Genomic DNA, 16,445 nt, shown 5'->3' on the forward strand with positions numbered 1-16,445 from the left:
TTCGTATTGATAGGGATTATCATTTGCTTTAGTATAAGGGCCTCTTTAGCTCTTTCATCTTATCCGTTCACGCCAGGTAATTATTCATGAGTGCGACCTTGGAAACCGCGGCAACGGCGCAGGCCCGCAGCGGAATAATGGGCCGATACCAGCGCATCCTGCGCCATCGTCTGCTGATGATCGGCATATTGATATTGGCGATAGCCTGCTGCGTGCTGGTGGATTTCACGTTCGGCCCCTCCGGGCTGAGGCTGGCCTCCCTGACCGATACGCTGCTCCATCCGGCCGCCGCCGATAGCGGAACGCGGGTGATAGTCTGGGATATCCGCCTGCCTTATGCGCTGATGGCGGTGGTGGTCGGGTTATCCCTTGGCCTGGCCGGGGCGGAAATGCAGACCATCCTCAATAATCCGCTGGCCAGCCCGTTTACCTTGGGCGTCTCTTCCGCCGCGGCTTTGGGCGCCGCGCTGGCCATCGTGCTCGGCATCGGTTTACCCGGCGTGCCGGACCAGTGGTTTATTTCGGTTAACGCGTTTATTTAGTGGTTTACTTGCCGCAGAGCCTGCCCGCCGGAGTGCATTTACATGTGATGGAGTCGATCATCGTCGCCCAGCGCGCTTCCGGTGGCCGGGCGCACGCCGGTTATGAGGAGGCGGTCATGGCGCTGCTGGATCGGTTGGGCATCGCCCATTTGGCGCTGCGTTATCTGGAAGAATTGTCCGCCGGCCAAAAACAGCTGGTGGGACTGGCGCAGTCGCTGATCCGCCGCCCGTCGCTGCTGCTGCTGGACGAGCCGCTGAGCGCCCTGGATTTAAACTACCAATACCATGTGATGGACGTTATCGGCCGGGAGACCCGGCGGCGTAATATCGTTACGCTGGTCGTGGTGCATGATATCAATATTGCCCTGCGTCACGGCGAGCATGCGCTGATGCTGCAAAACGGCCGGCTGGTTGCCGACGGCGAGCGGGAGCGGGTGATAACCGCCGGCAGCCTGGCCGAAGTGTACGGCGTGCGCGGGCGTATCGAGCGTTGCTCCCTGGGTTTGCCGCAGGTATTGATCGACGGCCTGGTCGCCCGGCCGCACACTATATAATGCTGGCTTGCCCGCTACGCGGTCTTGATTCTCAGCGTGCGGACTATCGCCGTGGCATGGTCCATTGCTTCATGACAGGTCTGGCCGTGGGCCAGCACGTGGCCGATGATGCTGCCGAAATTACGTCTGGCGCCGGGCGCGAGATTTGGCTGGGAAGTCACCTTGCCGGCAATAAAAAAGGGTCCGTTCTGGTTGAGGTTCATGGCGGTGGGCGGGGCGCCGTCCCCTGAAAAAATAAAGGCATCGGCGACAAAGGGATAGCGGGCGGCTGGCGCAAAGTTCAGCGGGCGTTCAATACCGCAGGCGAAATCGACCAGGTGCTCCATCATATTGATGCCGGTGGTCAGCGCCACCTGCTGCGCTACCCGTGCGCCCGAAACGCGCAGGTTGATTTCCACCAATACCGGCCCGTCCGCCGCGTAAATAAATTCCACGTTTAGCGCGCCTCCCTGCAACCCCAGCGCCTCGGCCCAACGCACTACCTGCCCGGCGGCCAGCGCCCGGCACTCCGGGCTAAGATCGGACGGCTGGCCGATTCCGGTGATGCAAGGGCTGTCGCCGGCGGAGACAAACAGGCGATTAATGGCGATGACCTGCCAGCGGCCGGCGTTATATAGCAATTCAGCGCCATAAAACGGGCCCTCGATAAATTGCTCCATTAAAAAATGCCGATGCTCGCTGCCAAGCATGGAGAGCGTGTCCCTTGATCGTATTTTCGCCACCGCGGCGCGGTATTGTTCCCCGGTACGGCATAAAAAAACGCTGAAGGAGCCGGCGTCGCGGGTGGGTTTAATCACCAGGGGATAAGGAATGGCCGGCAGTATCGGAATGCCGTCCACTGAAAAAAACCGGTACAAGGGCTGGGGATACCCGCGGGCGTTGAGCTCCATGCGCACCCGCTCTTTATTGAACGCATTGTTTAATCCGTCCAGGGACGGGTGGGGCAGTTGCAACGCGTCGGCAATCTCGGCGGCCGGGATCATGACTTCATCATAACTGCCCAGCACCGCCGCGACCGGCATGGCGTTATGCCTGATACAATCGAGCATGGCGTTGCTGTCGAAGGTGTCGACATAATAAACCTTGTCGAAGCGTTGCAAATCGATACCGTGATAAAAATGGCCTTCGTTAAGATACCTTGAGGTGAAAAGTATCGGCGACAAGCCCCGCTGCCTGATATCGTCTAGCGCGGAAAATTCGACTTCCCTGGCTTCAATAAAAAGAAAAACGTTCATAAAGCTTTCTCCCTAATATGACATTTATTGCCTGCATTCCCTGGATAAAGTTTTTCTATCTAATGATTTTATACGGCTTTTTTATGATAGCCGTTTTAATGCCGCATTGTTACAACCAAGTCTAAACCAAGCAAAAATTAAAACATCAATAACGGTAATCGTTAATAAGCCAATGATTTATTTTATTGTTTATATAATTGGATTATGAGAAATAGAAGCGTTATTTTTTAAAAAATATTGACAATATGCTGCGATTGATTCCATTTTATTGAAGGGTGATTATTTTTATTGTCATAAAATAATTTACTCTTCTGTAATAGGTTGTAAGGAAAACAATTTAATATTTATTATATCAGGAGCCTTTTATGTCAAATAATGCCACTCCCGTCATCAGGAAGACCGTTTTTAGTCCTTCGTTATGGGAAGGGAAAATGGGTTATTCCAGGGGCAAGCGCGTGGGCGATCATATTTATATTGCCGGGTGCGTGGCCTGCGATGGCCGGGGCAATATCATGGGAACGGATGCTTATCAGCAGACAATATTTATTATCGAAAAAATCGAGAAATATTTACAAGAGCTTGACGCCGGGCTTGCCGACGTGGTCAGTACCGTCACCCATCTGCGTGATTTTGTCTTTTTCGATGATTACTGCCGCGCCTTTAAAGAGAAATTCGGCGATATCGGGCCGGTAAATACCACCATTGCGGTCGACTCCATGGTCAAGCCGGAACACTTGGTGGAAATTACCGCCATTGCCATCGACAGCCGGTAACCGCGCGGCGCTTGCCTCCGATTTTACCTTGCCGCCCGCGACCATGCCCACGCGCAAGCCAATGCGCCGGATGACATGCCGGGCGGCGGTATGCCGGCTTCCCCATATGCATAACCTCTATTTCATATGTATAAATAGTCCTTAATCAAACCATGATTATTGAATAAGATAGGCGCTCAATCCTCTTCAAGTCCGGGCAATGGCAACGCCACCTTGCCCCGGTGACGGTTCCCATAAAGGTCAAGGCATGTCATACGCTATCCGAGTACAGGTATCCCCCGATAATTATTTTTCTTTTCCCGGCGCCATCGAGCAATTGACGACGTTTTATCCCGCCGACGTGCTGGAAAAGGCGGTTTGGATCTATGGGCGGCGCGCGCTGGCCGCGGCGCAGGCCTATCTGCCGGAGGCATTTAACGCCGCGGGCGGAGTGCGGGTGGAGTTTGGCGGCCACTGTAGCGAAACGGATGTGGCCGAACTGGTGCGCCGGGCGGGGGACGATCGCCGGGTGGTCATCGGTATCGGCGGCGGGGCGGTGCTGGACACCGCCAAAGTAGTGGCGCGCCGTCTGGGCGCGCCGCTGGTGGCCATTCCCACTATTGCCGCCACCTGCGCCGCCTGGACCCCGCTGTCGGTCTGGTATAACGACGCCGGCCAGGCGCTGCGGTTTGAGATTTTCGCCGACGCCAACCATCTGGTGCTGGTGGAACCGCGCATTATCCTGGCGGCGCCAAAGGAATATTTGCTGGCGGGCATCGGCGATACCCTGGCGAAATGGTATGAGGCGGTGGTGCTTAGCCCGCAGCCGGAAAAACTGGCGCTCACGGTGCGCCTGGGCATCCAGACGGCGCTGGCGGTGCGCGATGTGCTGTTAAACCAAAGCCCGGCCGCGTTAGCGGCGATTGATACGGGTGATTTGACCCAGGATTTCCTGGATGTGGTGGACGCCATAATAGCCGGCGGCGGCATGGTGGGAGGCCTGGGCGAGCGCTATACCCGCGTGGCGGCGGCCCATGCGGTGCATAACGGCTTGACCGTCCTGCCCGCCACCGCGCCCTTTTTGCACGGCACCAAAGTGGCTTATGGCATTCTGGTGCAGTGCGCCCTGCTGGGCCAGCGCGAGTGGCTGCAAAACCTCAGCGCGTCCTGGGATCGCCTGGGGCTGCCCACTTCGCTGGCGGCGATGAATGTGGATATCAACGATGGGCAGGCCATGGCGCAGCTGATTGCCCGCACTCTGCAACCGGGAGAATCCATCCATCTGATCCCGCTGCCGTTAAACGACGCCATCCTGCTGGCGGCGCTGCGCGAGGTGGAGCAGGCCGCCGGCCGGGGTTAAGCGCGGCTCAGGCATTTAAATAGCCGGCGTGAAAGCGCAGGTGATCTTCGATAAAGCTGGCGATAAAGAAATAGCTGTGGTCATAACCCGGCTGGATGCGCAGGGTCAGCGGCCAGCTTTTCTGGCGCGCCAGCTCGGCGAGCTTGGCCGGCTGCAATTGCAGCGCCAGGAATTGATCGGCATCGCCCTGATCGATCAGGATCGGCAGCGGCCGGGCGTCATCGCCGCCCAGCAGATGGCAGCTGTCGTAGGCGAGCCATGCCTGTTCGTCGTTCCCCAGGTACCGGCCGAAGGCTTTTTGCCCCCAGGGCACCGAAGCCGGATTGACGATGGGGGCAAACGCCGACGCGGAGCGAAAGCGTCCGGGATGGCGCAGCGCCAGCATCAGCGCGCCGTGCCCGCCCATGGAATGGCCCATAATCGCCTGCCGGCCGCTGAGGGCGACCTGGCGCGCTATCAGCGCCGGCAGCTCGGTCGCCACATAATCGAACATGCGATAGCTTCCCGCCCAGGGCTGCTCGGTGGCATTGACATAAAACCCGGCGCCCTGGCCGAGGTCGTAGGCGTCGTCATCGGGCACTCCATCGCCGCGCGGGCTGGTATCCGGCATCACCAGCAGCAGGTTCAGCTCGGCGGCGATGCGCTGCGCGCCGGCCTTGAGGGTGAAATTCTCGTCATCGCAGGTCAGCCCGGACAGCCAGTAGACCGCATGGGGCGGCGCGCCGTGCCGATCCGCAGGGGGCACGTACAGGCTATAGGTCATTACTCCGCCGGTACTGGCGGAATGATGGCGAAACCGGCACTGCCGGCCGCCAAACAGCCGGTGTTCATCGATACATTCTGGCATGTCCGTGTTATCCATTATCTCGTCTCCTGGTTATCATCATTATTCTTTTCAGCGCCGCCCGCCCGCTACATGCGGCGATTTCATCGATCATGAAACAGTATCACTGGATAATCCGGGCGCGGTCAACTAGAGTGGGGGCGCATCTTGACGACGTGAGATCAAGAGCGGATCGACCTGCCGGAGAAAATACATGGTATCGCTGAGTACTGAAGCCGCATTGGTGCATGAAGCCTTATTGGCCCGCGGCCTCGAAACGCCGCTGCGCGGCGAAATGCTGGACGGGGAAACCCGCAAACGCCGCATCGCCGAGCACATGACCGAAATCATGAATTTGCTCAATCTCGATCTGAGCGACGATAGCCTGGCGGAAACGCCGCATCGCATCGCCAAAATGTACGTCGAGGAAATTTTTGCCGGCCTGGATTACAATAATTTTCCAAAAATTACCGTCATCCAAAATAAGATGAAGGTGGATGAAATGGTCACGGTGCGGGACATCACCCTGACCAGCACCTGCGAACACCATTTCGTGATCATCGACGGCAAGGCCACCGTGGCCTATATTCCCAAAGATAAAGTGATCGGCTTGTCCAAAATCAATCGCATCGTGCAGTTTTTTGCCCAGCGTCCGCAGGTGCAGGAGCGTTTGACCCAGCAAATCCTGGTGGCGCTGCAAACCCTGCTTGGCACCCTTAACGTGGCGGTATGTATCGACGCGGTGCATTACTGCGTGAAAGCGCGCGGCATCCGTGACGCCACCAGCGCCACCACCACGACCTCCCTGGGCGGCTTGTTCAAGTCCAGCCAAAACACCCGCCAGGAATTTTTGCGCGCCGTACGCCACCACAACGGCTGATCCGGCGATATTCAACAGCGTATGCGGCGCGATCGCGCCGCCTGACTAAAAGAGGCTGCCCATGCGCGAGCGCATCGCCATGCTGGACTGCGCACGGGGGATGGCGATTCTCGGCATCCTGCTGATGAACATTACCTCATTCGGATTGCCGAAAGCGGCCTACCTGAACCCGGCATTCATGGGGGCGCCGTCCCTGGCCGACGCCTGGACCTGGGCGCTGATGGATATGCTGGCGCAGGTAAAATTCCTCACGCTGTTCGCCCTGCTGTTCGGCGCCGGGCTGCAAATGCTGATCCCCCGCGGCGACCGCTGGATACGCTCGCGCCTGCTGTGGCTGATGATCTTCGGACTGATTCACGGCATCTTTTTCTGGGACGGGGATATTTTATTCGATTACGCGCTGGTGGGGCTGATCTGCCTGGGCGCCATTCGCCGCACGGACAGCGTACGCGGGTTGATGATCGGCGGTATTGCCCTGTATATCGTGGGACTGTGCATTCTGCTATTGATGCAATGGCTGCTGGCCGGCGCTCCCCCGGGACGGTTCTGGACTCCCGGCGTGGCCGATCGGATCTATGAATATTACTGGCAAACCACCGGCGGCCCCGAAGCCTGGCGGGTACGCCTTGATCTGCTGCAGGCCAGCTTTATGTCGCTGGCGGCGCAATACGGCTGGCTGCTGGCCGGCGCCATGCTTATCGGCGCCGCGCTGATGCGCACCGGCTGGCTGGCCGGCGCCATGCCGCTGGCGCACTACCGTAAAATGGCGGCCCTGCTGATCCCCCTGGGCCTGGCGATTAACCTGCCGAGCGTAGCGGCGCAATGGCAATCCGGCTGGGACTACCGCTGGTGCGCTTTCCTGCTGCAAATCCCCCGTGAACTCGGCGCCCCGTTCCAGGCCCTGGGCTACGCCGCCCTGTGGTATGGTTTCTGGCCCACCCTCAGCGGCCTGCGCATCACCCGTTATATCGGCAACGTCGGACGCATGGCGCTGACCAATTACCTGCTGCAAACCCTGCTGTGCACCTTGGCGTTTAACCAACTGGGCCTGTTTATGGCCTACGGCCGCGCCGAACTGCTGCTGTTCGTACCGCCAATTTGGCTGGCGAACATGCTATTTTCCACCCTATGGCTGCGATTCTTCTCCCAGGGGCCCATGGAATGGCTATGGCGCCGCCTCACCCGCCTCACCGGCGGCCCAAGCCCCTCCCCGGCGCGCTAAAACGCCGCCCCCTGGACCGGCTTCCTCTCCCTCCATCAGCTTAAGGTTCGGTTAATACAATTCTGTTTAAATGACGCAATTGATTTTACGAGTTAATGCAGAATGTCTTTAAACCCGCTGAAGAACCTCCCACGCCCGACCATTAGCCCGTGGTTTTTTAACATTGTCGTTGCGCTGACGATCACCTTTTTCCAAAATGTGGTCTTTTTCCACAAAACGCTGCAATTGATTGACGTCTCCGGCAACCATAATCTGCTGTTCTTCCTCAGCATGCCCGTGACCCTGCTCATGGGCCTCAATATCCTGTTCAGCCTCATTCTGCTGCCCTACATCCGTAAACCCATCGCCATCGTATTATTCATCGTCGATGCCCTGGCGCAATATTTCATGCAATCCTACGGGGTCATCATCGATCGTGGCATGATCCAAAATGCGCTGGACACCACGCCGGCGGAAAGCCTGGCGCTGCTCACGCCCCAGCTAGGCCTATACCTTTTGGTCATCGGCATCCTGCCGTCGATACTGATAATCTGGATTAAAGTCAGGCCGGTAACCTTTTCCTGGCTGAATGCCGGCTTTTATGCCCTAAACCTCCTGTTTTCAATTTGCATCATCGCCCTGGTGGCCACCTTCTTTTATAAAGACTACGCATCATTAATGCGCAATAACCAGCAACTGATAAAAAACCTGACCCCCAGCGATATGATGATCGGCAGCTACTCCTATTACAAACATGACTATATAAAACTGCAGCCCTTCGTGAATATCGGCCTCGACGCGAAAAAAATCCCCGTAACCCGTGATAACGGCAAAAAAAACCTGATTATCCTGGTGGTGGGCGAGACCTCCCGGGCGCAAAATTTCTCCCTCGGCGGCTATGGCAAACCCACCAACCCACGCCTGGCGGCGGATAACGTCACCTATTTCCCCAATACCTCATCCTGCGGCACCGCCACGGCGGTATCGGTTCCCTGCATGTTTTCCGGCATGCCGCGCCGCCAATATGACGGCGATAAAGCCGCCAATCAGGATAACGTATTGGATATACTCAAACGGGCCGGCATCGACATCCTGTGGCGGGAAAATGACGGCGGATGCAAGGATGTATGCCTGCGGGTGCCCACCGATGATCTCAGCCGCTGGCATATGCCGGAGTTATGCTCGGCAGGTGTTTGCCTCGACGAAGCCTTGCTGCGCGATCTGGATAAATATATTGATGAACGCACCGGCGACACGCTGATTGTATTACACACCATCGGCAGCCACGGGCCGACCTATTATCAGCGCTATCCCAAGAACATTCAGGCGTTTACGCCGACCTGCGAAACCAATGAAATTCAAACCTGCTCGACTCAGGCGTTGGTCAACACCTACGACAATACTATTGTCTATATAGACTACATGCTTGATAAGACCATAAAAATGCTGCAAGCTCACAGCGATAAATTCAATACCGCCCTGGTCTATCTTTCCGACCACGGTGAATCCCTGGGGGAAAACGGCCTCTATTTGCACGGCATGCCTTATGCGGTCGCGCCGGTACAACAAACCCATATTCCCATGCTGATGTGGCTCTCCCCGGATTATATCCAGGCCCATGGCGTGGGAGAGCGTTGCCTGAAAGACCGGGCGCAGCGGCAGCAGTTCTCCCAGGATAATCTCTTCTCAACGTTGCTTGGGCTGCTTAATGTACGAACGCAGCTCTATCAGCCGGATCTTGATGTTTTTCAACCTTGCCGGAACCCGCAGCAATGAAAATATTAATCACCGAAGATGATAAATTATTGCAAGAAGGCCTGCAGATTGCGTTGCAGCAGGAAGGCTATGCCAGCGACTGCGCGGCTAATCTGCACCAGGCGGAAAATTTAATCGCCAGCACCGCCTACAGCCTGGTGATCCTCGACCTGGGCTTGCCGGATGGCGACGGCATGTCATTACTCGGCAAATGGCGTAAAAGCGGCAACGGCGTGCCGGTATTAATCCTGACCGCGCGCGACGGCATCGAAGAGCGGGTGCGCGGGCTGAATATCGGCGCGGACGATTATCTAATCAAGCCTTTTGCGCTCACTGAATTACTCGCCCGGGTGCGGGCCATTATCCGTCGCCACCAGGGCGCCAGCAATAACCTGCTGTGGGTGGATAATATTTCGCTGGATCTCAATAGCCATGAAGTGACGGTGGATGGCAAAATCATTGAACTGACGCCAAAAGAGTTCGCCATTCTCTCTCGTCTGATGCTGCGGGCGGGGCATCGTATCCACCGCGAAATATTGCATCAGGATCTGTACAACTGGGATGACGACCCCTCGTCCAACTCGCTGGAAGTCCATGTCCATAACCTCCGGCAAAAGATTGGCAAGGATCGTATCCGCACGCTGCGCGGCTTCGGCTATTTACTGACTAAAGAAAGTATCGGGTGACGATGAAAACACCTCTGGCGGGACCGCTGACCAGCATGCGCTGGCGTCTTATCATGGTGCTGGGCATTATTCTGCTGTGCTGCCAGCTAATCACCGTCATCTGGCTGTGGCATGAAAGTAAAGAACAGATCGACCTGCTGGTTAACCGCACGCTGGCGGAAAACGTGCGCAACGATCATGTCAACCAGGAAATCAGGGAAGCTATCGCGGCGCTCAGCGTGCCGGCGTTAATGATGATTATCGTGACGCTGTTTTTCTGTTTCCAGGCGGTGAACTGGATAACCCTGCCGCTGTCGCGCCTGCAAGATGCTCTGCACGCCCGCGGCGCGGAAAATTTCGAGCCGCTGCCCGAAATCGGCAATATCCAGGAAGTCATCGCCGTCACCCGCAGCCTCAACCAGCTCTTGAGCCGCTTGAATAACACCCTGCAGCAAGACCGGCAATTTACCTCGGACGTGGCCCATGAGCTGCGTACCCCGCTGTCCGGCATCCGCCTGCATCTGGAAGTGCAGGAGAAGCAGCACGGCATCAATAACCAACCGCTCATCGAACGGGTGGATAATATGTCTTATACGGTAGAACAACTCCTGATGCTGGCGCGCATCCGCCACGATTTTTCGTCCGGCCATTACCAGGCGGTGCGGTTAAATCAGGACGTGGTGCTGGCCCAGGCCGGCGAATTGGAGGAAATGGCCCAGCAGCGCGGGCAAACGCTGCGCTGGCAGCTCCCGCCGGCGGAAATCCTCATCCGCGGCAATGCCATACTCATGCGTTTATTGCTGCGCAATCTGGTGGAAAATGCCCATCGCTACAGCCCGGCCGGCAGCACCATCGATGTGCAGCTATTCCAGGACGAACAGCAGCGCATTCTCCTGCAAGTGCTCGACGAGGGGCCGGGAATCGACCCGGATAAGGCGGTGGACTTGACCAAAGAATTCGTACGCATGGACCAGCGCTATAACGGTATTGGCCTGGGATTAAGCATTGTCACCCGTATTGCCCAATTACATAACGGGCAATTTGAATTGCTCAATCGCACCGAACGGTCCGGCACCATCGCCCGCCTGGTGTTGACCGATGTGGCCTAAAGAGGAATTTATGTCATCCCAAAGCGCGGCGGTATGGATCTGGCATGTGCTGATCGCAGCGGTCATCATCAGCGGTTATCTGCACCTGGCCTGGCGAAAACAGCGGTTCTACATTGCCCTTAGCTTGCTGGGATCATTAACCGTCTTCGCCGTGGTGTTATATCGCGTGGGTTATCACGGTATTATCCAGGCCGTAGAAATTTTCATATTGATCAACGCGTCATTTGTTTTAGTCTCGGTGACGAGCGCGTGGGCGCTGGCATTTCATCACCGTCGCCACAACGACCGGCATCCCTGACGGCAAAAATCTGGTAGGATAAAACGGCGTAATAAAAAAACGCCTGCTTTTAGTTACAACATACTAATAATTTCCCCTCGCTTTCCCTGCGTCCGCATATAGCCAGTTGTTGCAGCAAAAATCTTTTTAATGCATGTAACCGCTTTCGGTCCTGTGACCTGATTCACGCTGCGTCGACGCTAAACCGGTTACGATAGCGTGGTATGTTTCAAAAGTGTTATGACATTGGCTGCGTCGGGGGGCAAATGCGCGCCCTGCGGCCGGGTCAAGGACATGACTGGGGGCAAAGCAGCATGAACAGGGGACGAGATGATCACTATTCGTGATGTTGCGCGGTTGGCCGGAGTCTCGGTGGCAACCGTGTCACGGGTATTAAACGACAGCGCCATTGCCAGCAAGGAGGCCCGCGATCGGGTCAATAAAGCGGTCAAGGAACTGGGCTATAGGCCCAACGCCAATGCCCAGGCGCTGGCCACGCAAATTAGCGACACTATCGGCGTGGTGGTAATGGATGTGTCCGATCCTTTTTTCGGCGCGCTGGTCAAAGCGGTGGATACCGTCGCGCAGCGCCACAAAAAAAATGTGTTGATCAACAATAGCTACCACCAGGCCGACAAAGAGCGGCACGCGATTGAAGTGCTGATTCGCCAGCGCTGCAGCGCGCTGGTGGTGCATGCCAAAATCCTGTCCGATGAAGAGATGGTGCCCTTTATGGAACGGGAACCGGGCATGGTGCTGATCAATCGCATACTGCCGGGATATGAACACCGCTGCGTGGGGCTCGACAACGTCAGCGGAGCGGTAATGGCCACCCGTACCCTGCTCAAACAGGGCCACCGGCAGATTGGGTATATCGGTTCCAATCATCCCATCGACGATGAGCGGCAGCGGCGGGCAGGTTACCTGCAGGCCATGGCGGAGGAGGGCATAGTGCCGTTGCAAAGCTGGCAGGCTTTCAGCTCCCCGGACTTAAGCGGCGGCGAGGAAGCCATGGTTGAATTACTTGGTCGTAATCAACAACTTACCGCGGTTTTTGTGTACAACGACGGCATGGCGGTAGGCGCGCTGGCCACCCTGAAGGAAAACGGTATCGCGGTGCCGACGCAATTTTCGGTGGTGGGTTTTGACGATATTCCCATATCCCGTTACACCAGCCCTAATTTGACCACCGTGCGTTATCCTATTTTCGCCATGGCGGTCGCGGCCACCGAACTGGCGCTGCTGGGCACCGCGGGGCAGCTGGACGAACGGCAAACGCATTTATTTATGCCTACGTTGGTACGCCGCCATTCGGTGGCGCCTTTGAAAAGTGTGGCGGCGATCGCTTCCTCTTCCGAAGATGGGATGTAACCGCTTCCAAACTGTGAGAATATTCACAGATTCTTAACATTAATCCCTTTATGCTAAAGTTGTTTTCCCGCCGGTTCTTTTCACTATCCGGCCCACGGTAAAAATTTGCGCATCCCAAGCAATATTTTTGGTTTTAGGTCGGCTTTGCAGGTGTCATCCGTAAAGGGAAGTACGTACCACCAGGGAAGGGAATTGTCCGCCTTTGAGTAACCCTACATAATTCCGGAGAAACTAATGAATAAAAAGTCATTTACCCTCACCGCTCTGGCAGCCGGTTTGCTGTTTTCCATTGCCGCGCAGGCTGCCGACACCCGTATCGGGGTGACCATTTATAAATACGACGATAACTTTATGTCGGTGGTGCGCAAAGCAATTGAAAAAGATGCCAAAGAAAGTAAAGGCGTACAATTGCTGATGAATGATTCGCAAAATGACCAATCAAAACAAAACGATCAGGTTGACGTGCTAATAGCCAAAGGCGTAAAAGCCCTGGCGATTAACTTGGTCGACCCCGCCGCTGCGCCGGTAATAATTGACAAAGCCCGCGGTAATAACATCCCGGTGGTTTTTTATAATAAAGAACCCAGCCGTAAAGATTTAGACAGTTATGATAAAGCCTATTATGTGGGTACCGATTCCAAGGAATCCGGCATTATCCAGGGCGAGCTGATTGCCAAACATTGGAAGGCTCATCCGGAATGGGATCTTAATAAAGACGGCATCATCCAATATGTATTGCTCAAAGGCGAGCCGGGGCATCCTGATGCCGAAGCCCGTACCAGCTATGTAATCAAAACCCTGGAAGGCCAGGAAAAACTGAAAGTCCAGCAGCTGCAGCTGGATACCGCCATGTGGGATACCGCCCAGGCCAAGGATAAAACCGATGCCTGGCTGTCCGGCCCGAACGCCAATAAAATCGAAGTGGTTATCGCCAACAACGATGCCATGGCCATGGGCGCGGTGGAAGCGCTGAAAGCGCATAATAAGCAGGCGATCCCGGTGTTCGGCGTGGATGCCCTGCCAGAAGCGCTGGCATTGGTTAAATCCGGCGCCATGGCCGGTACGGTATTGAACGATGCCGATAACCAGGCCAAGGCGACCTTCGATCTGGCGAAAAACCTGGCGGCGGGCAAACCGGCGGCGGAAGGAACCAATTGGAAGCTGGAAAATAAAGTCGTGCGCATCCCCTACGTTGGCGTCGATAAAGATAACTTAGCGCAATTTACCAAGAAATAATCCCTACTCCCCCTGTCGGCTATCCTGCGCAGGGGGATTTTATCTGTCTTATCCTAGCCGGGTATAACTATGGCCGATATTACGACCGAACAGCCGCGCGAGTGGCTGCTGGAAATGAAAAACATCAGTAAATCATTTCCTGGCGTCAAAGCCCTGGATAATGTGAACCTGAATGTTCACCCCCATTCCGTCCACGCCTTGATGGGTGAAAATGGCGCGGGAAAATCCACGTTGCTCAAGTGCCTGTTTGGTATTTATAAAAAAGATTCCGGTAGTATTTTTTTTCAGGGAAAAGAAGTCGACTTCAAAAGCTCGAAGGAAGCATTGGAGCAAGGCGTTTCCATGGTGCACCAGGAACTGAACCTGGTATTGCAACGCACCGTGATGGATAATATGTGGCTGGGGCGTTATCCCCGCAAAGGATTATTTGTCGATCATAAAAAAATGTATGCCGACACCAAGGCGATCTTTGACGAGTTGGACATTAATATCGATCCCTACGATAAAGTGGCCACGTTGTCCGTATCGCAGATGCAGATGATCGAGATTGCCAAGGCGTTTTCTTATAACGCCAAGATTGTCATTATGGATGAGCCCACGTCGTCGTTAACCGAACGGGAAGTGAATCATCTGTTCAGCATTATCCGCAAACTCAAGGCCAGGGGCTGCGGCATAGTCTATATCTCCCATAAACTGGAAGAAATTTTCCAATTGTGCGACGAAATTACCATTCTGCGCGACGGGCAATGGATTTCCACCCAGCCGGTGGAAGGCCTGACCATGGATCAGATTATTTCGATGATGGTAGGCCGTTCCCTCAGCCAGCGTTTCCCCGACCGCGAGGGCGAACCGGGCGAGGTGATCCTTGAGGTCAAGAACCTGACCTCGCTGCGCCAGCCGTCCATCCGGAATATCTCCTTCGATCTGCGCAAAGGGGAAATTCTCGGCATCGCCGGCCTGGTTGGCGCCAGGCGCACCGATATCGTCGAAACCCTGTTCGGCATTCGCGAAAAGGTTACCGGCACCATTATTCTGCACGGTAAAACCATTAAAAACAGCAATGCCAATGAAGCGATTAACAACGGCTTTGCACTGGTGACCGAAGAGCGGCGCGCCACCGGTATTTATGCCTATCTGGACGTGGGATTTAATTCCCTGATTTCCAATATCCGCAACTATAAAAATAAAATCGGGTTGCTGGATAACAAGCGCATGAAAAGCGATATCCAATGGGTTATTGATTCCATGCGGGTAAAAACCCCTGGACATCAGACCAGTATCGGTTCGTTGTCCGGCGGCAATCAGCAGAAGGTCATTATCGGCCGCTGGTTATTGACCCAGCCGGAAATTCTGCTGCTGGACGAACCGACGCGTGGTATTGATGTCGGCGCCAAATTTGAAATTTATCAATTAATTACCGAGCTGGCGAAACGCGGTAAGGGCATTATTATTATTTCGTCGGAGATGCCGGAATTACTGGGGATTACCGACCGGATACTGGTTATGAGTAACGGTCTGATGGCGGGGATTGTGGAAACTAAACACACTTCGCAAAATGAAATTTTACGTCTTGCCTCCGTGCATCTTTAATTTTTAGGGGTTCTTATTATGAATGCATTAAATAAGAAAAGCATGCTCACTTATTTAAAAGAGGGCGGCATTTATGTGGTGCTGTTTGTATTGCTGGCCATTATTATTTTCCAGGATACGACCTTTTTAAGCCTGATCAACTTAAGTAACATTCTCACCCAATCTTCGGTGCGTATCATTATCGCACTGGGCGTGGCGGGATTGATTGTCACCCAGGGCACCGACCTGTCGGCGGGGCGGCAGGTGGGCCTGGCGGCGGTGGTTTCCGCAACGCTGCTGCAATCGATGGAAAACGTCAATAAAGTCTTCCCGGATATGCAAACGATGCCGATCCCGGTGGTTATACTGATCGTCTGCGCGATTGGCGCGGTTATCGGCCTGATTAACGGCATAGTGATTGCTTATCTGAACGTGACGCCGTTTATTACCACCTTGGGCACCATGATTATTGTCTACGGCGTCAACTCGCTGTATTACGATATCGTCGGCGCGTCGCCCATCGCCGGTTTTGATTCCCATTTCTCCACCTTTACGCAAGGATTCTTGCGCTTCGGTGATTTTAAACTTTCCTACATTACTTTTTACGCGCTAATTGCGATTGTGTTTGTCTGGGTGATCTGGACTAAAACCCGCTTCGGCAAAAATATCTTCGCTATCGGCGGCAACCCGGAAGCGGCCAAGGTATCCGGCGTCAACGTTCCGTTGAACCTGATAATGATTTATGCCCTGTCAGGGGTGTTTTATGCCTTTGGGGGGATGCTGGAAGCCGGACGTATCGGCAGCGCCACCAATAACCTGGGCTTTATGTACGAACTGGACGCCATCGCGGCCTGCGTGGTGGGCGGGGTATCCTTCGCCGGCGGGGTCGGCACGGTGGCGGGGGTGGTGACCGGGGTCATCATCTTTACCGTTATCAACTACGGCCTGACGTATATCGGGGTTAACCCTTACTGGCAGTACATTATCAAAGGGGCGATTATTATCTTCGCCGTAGCGCTCGATTCGCTGAAATACGCCAAAAAGAAATAACCATTGCCAGGGCAAGCGGCGGCGCGGGCCGTCGCCGCTTGCCCTGTAGTCCGGGCGCGGCAATCC

Annotated in this window: 14 protein-coding genes and 2 pseudogenes; 14 read left to right on the forward strand and 2 right to left on the reverse strand. The window is 55.2% G+C overall.

Annotation, left to right across the window (positions count from 1 at the left end; all coding sequences use genetic code 11):
- Window positions 1–86: 86 nt before the first annotated feature.
- Together ACL2XP_RS07145 and ACL2XP_RS07150 are read left to right on the forward strand one after the other, a co-directional pair.
- A pseudogene (locus ACL2XP_RS07145) lies at window positions 87–539 on the forward strand (iron chelate uptake ABC transporter family permease subunit); the annotation flags it as partial.
- Window positions 530–1,096: pseudogene (locus ACL2XP_RS07150) on the forward strand (ABC transporter ATP-binding protein); the annotation flags it as partial. The pseudogenes ACL2XP_RS07145 and ACL2XP_RS07150, both read left to right, overlap by 10 nt.
- Before the next feature lie 14 nt (window positions 1,097–1,110).
- Here ACL2XP_RS07150 and ACL2XP_RS07155 read toward each other — a convergent pair.
- Window positions 1,111–2,331 carry an ATP-grasp domain-containing protein gene (locus tag ACL2XP_RS07155; protein WP_413737958.1) on the reverse strand — a complete coding sequence of 407 codons (1,221 nt, stop codon included), beginning with the start codon at window positions 2,329–2,331 and terminating at the stop codon, window positions 1,111–1,113.
- A gap of 365 nt (window positions 2,332–2,696) precedes the next feature.
- On the opposite strand from ACL2XP_RS07155, the gene ACL2XP_RS07160 reads away from it, so the two are divergent.
- Complete coding sequence (locus tag ACL2XP_RS07160; RefSeq protein WP_413737959.1) at window positions 2,697–3,104, forward strand: RidA family protein; 408 nt, start codon at window positions 2,697–2,699, stop codon at window positions 3,102–3,104.
- Between the two features lie 247 nt (window positions 3,105–3,351).
- A complete protein-coding gene (locus tag ACL2XP_RS07165) occupies window positions 3,352–4,443 on the forward strand; it encodes an oxidoreductase (RefSeq protein WP_413737960.1) in 1,092 nt (363 codons plus the stop codon).
- A 7-nt stretch (window positions 4,444–4,450) separates the two neighbouring features.
- Here ACL2XP_RS07165 and fghA read toward each other — a convergent pair whose 3' ends face one another.
- Window positions 4,451–5,305 (reverse strand): S-formylglutathione hydrolase, encoded by an 855-nt coding sequence (gene fghA, locus ACL2XP_RS07170; protein WP_413737961.1) that lies wholly within the window; start codon window positions 5,303–5,305, stop codon window positions 4,451–4,453.
- 175 nt (window positions 5,306–5,480) lie between these two features.
- Between fghA and folE the strand changes: the two genes are divergently transcribed.
- From folE to mglC, 10 genes are all read left to right on the forward strand, one after another.
- A complete protein-coding gene (gene folE / locus ACL2XP_RS07175) occupies window positions 5,481–6,146 on the forward strand; it encodes a GTP cyclohydrolase I FolE (protein ID WP_413737962.1) in 666 nt (221 codons plus the stop codon).
- A gap of 61 nt (window positions 6,147–6,207) precedes the next feature.
- Window positions 6,208–7,368 (forward strand): DUF418 domain-containing protein YeiB, encoded by a 1,161-nt coding sequence (gene yeiB, locus ACL2XP_RS07180; RefSeq protein ID WP_413737963.1) that lies wholly within the window; start codon window positions 6,208–6,210, stop codon window positions 7,366–7,368.
- A 102-nt stretch (window positions 7,369–7,470) separates the two neighbouring features.
- Window positions 7,471–9,123: a phosphoethanolamine transferase EptA gene (eptA, locus tag ACL2XP_RS07185; RefSeq protein WP_413737964.1), complete on the forward strand. Its 1,653-nt coding sequence runs from the start codon at window positions 7,471–7,473 to the stop codon at window positions 9,121–9,123.
- Window positions 9,120–9,788, forward strand: coding sequence for a two-component system response regulator PmrA (gene pmrA, locus ACL2XP_RS07190; RefSeq protein WP_413737965.1), 669 nt, complete (start codon window positions 9,120–9,122; stop codon window positions 9,786–9,788). The genes eptA and pmrA overlap by 4 nt, the downstream gene beginning before the upstream one ends.
- Window positions 9,789–9,790: 2 nt before the next feature.
- The gene (gene pmrB / locus ACL2XP_RS07195; protein WP_413737966.1) at window positions 9,791–10,876 is read left to right on the forward strand and encodes a two-component system sensor histidine kinase PmrB; all 1,086 of its coding nucleotides are present in this window, start codon (window positions 9,791–9,793) and stop codon (window positions 10,874–10,876) included.
- A 10-nt stretch (window positions 10,877–10,886) separates the two neighbouring features.
- The gene (locus ACL2XP_RS07200; protein ID WP_413737968.1) at window positions 10,887–11,174 is read left to right on the forward strand and encodes a hypothetical protein; all 288 of its coding nucleotides are present in this window, start codon (window positions 10,887–10,889) and stop codon (window positions 11,172–11,174) included.
- A gap of 309 nt (window positions 11,175–11,483) precedes the next feature.
- On the forward strand, window positions 11,484–12,524 hold the full coding sequence (gene galS / locus ACL2XP_RS07205; protein WP_413737969.1) for an HTH-type transcriptional regulator GalS: 1,041 nt from the start codon (window positions 11,484–11,486) through the stop codon (window positions 12,522–12,524).
- A 234-nt stretch (window positions 12,525–12,758) separates the two neighbouring features.
- On the forward strand, window positions 12,759–13,760 hold the full coding sequence (gene mglB, locus ACL2XP_RS07210; protein ID WP_413737970.1) for a galactose/glucose ABC transporter substrate-binding protein MglB: 1,002 nt from the start codon (window positions 12,759–12,761) through the stop codon (window positions 13,758–13,760).
- Between the two features lie 69 nt (window positions 13,761–13,829).
- Complete coding sequence (gene mglA, locus ACL2XP_RS07215; RefSeq protein WP_413737971.1) at window positions 13,830–15,350, forward strand: galactose/methyl galactoside ABC transporter ATP-binding protein MglA; 1,521 nt, start codon at window positions 13,830–13,832, stop codon at window positions 15,348–15,350.
- 18 nt (window positions 15,351–15,368) lie between these two features.
- Window positions 15,369–16,379, forward strand: coding sequence for a galactose/methyl galactoside ABC transporter permease MglC (gene mglC / locus ACL2XP_RS07220; protein ID WP_413737972.1), 1,011 nt, complete (start codon window positions 15,369–15,371; stop codon window positions 16,377–16,379).
- Window positions 16,380–16,445 lie beyond the last annotated feature (66 nt).

It is taken from the genome of Sodalis sp. RH21 (assembly GCF_047324175.1).
In the GTDB taxonomy this organism is placed as follows: Bacteria; Pseudomonadota; Gammaproteobacteria; order Enterobacterales; family Enterobacteriaceae; genus Acerihabitans.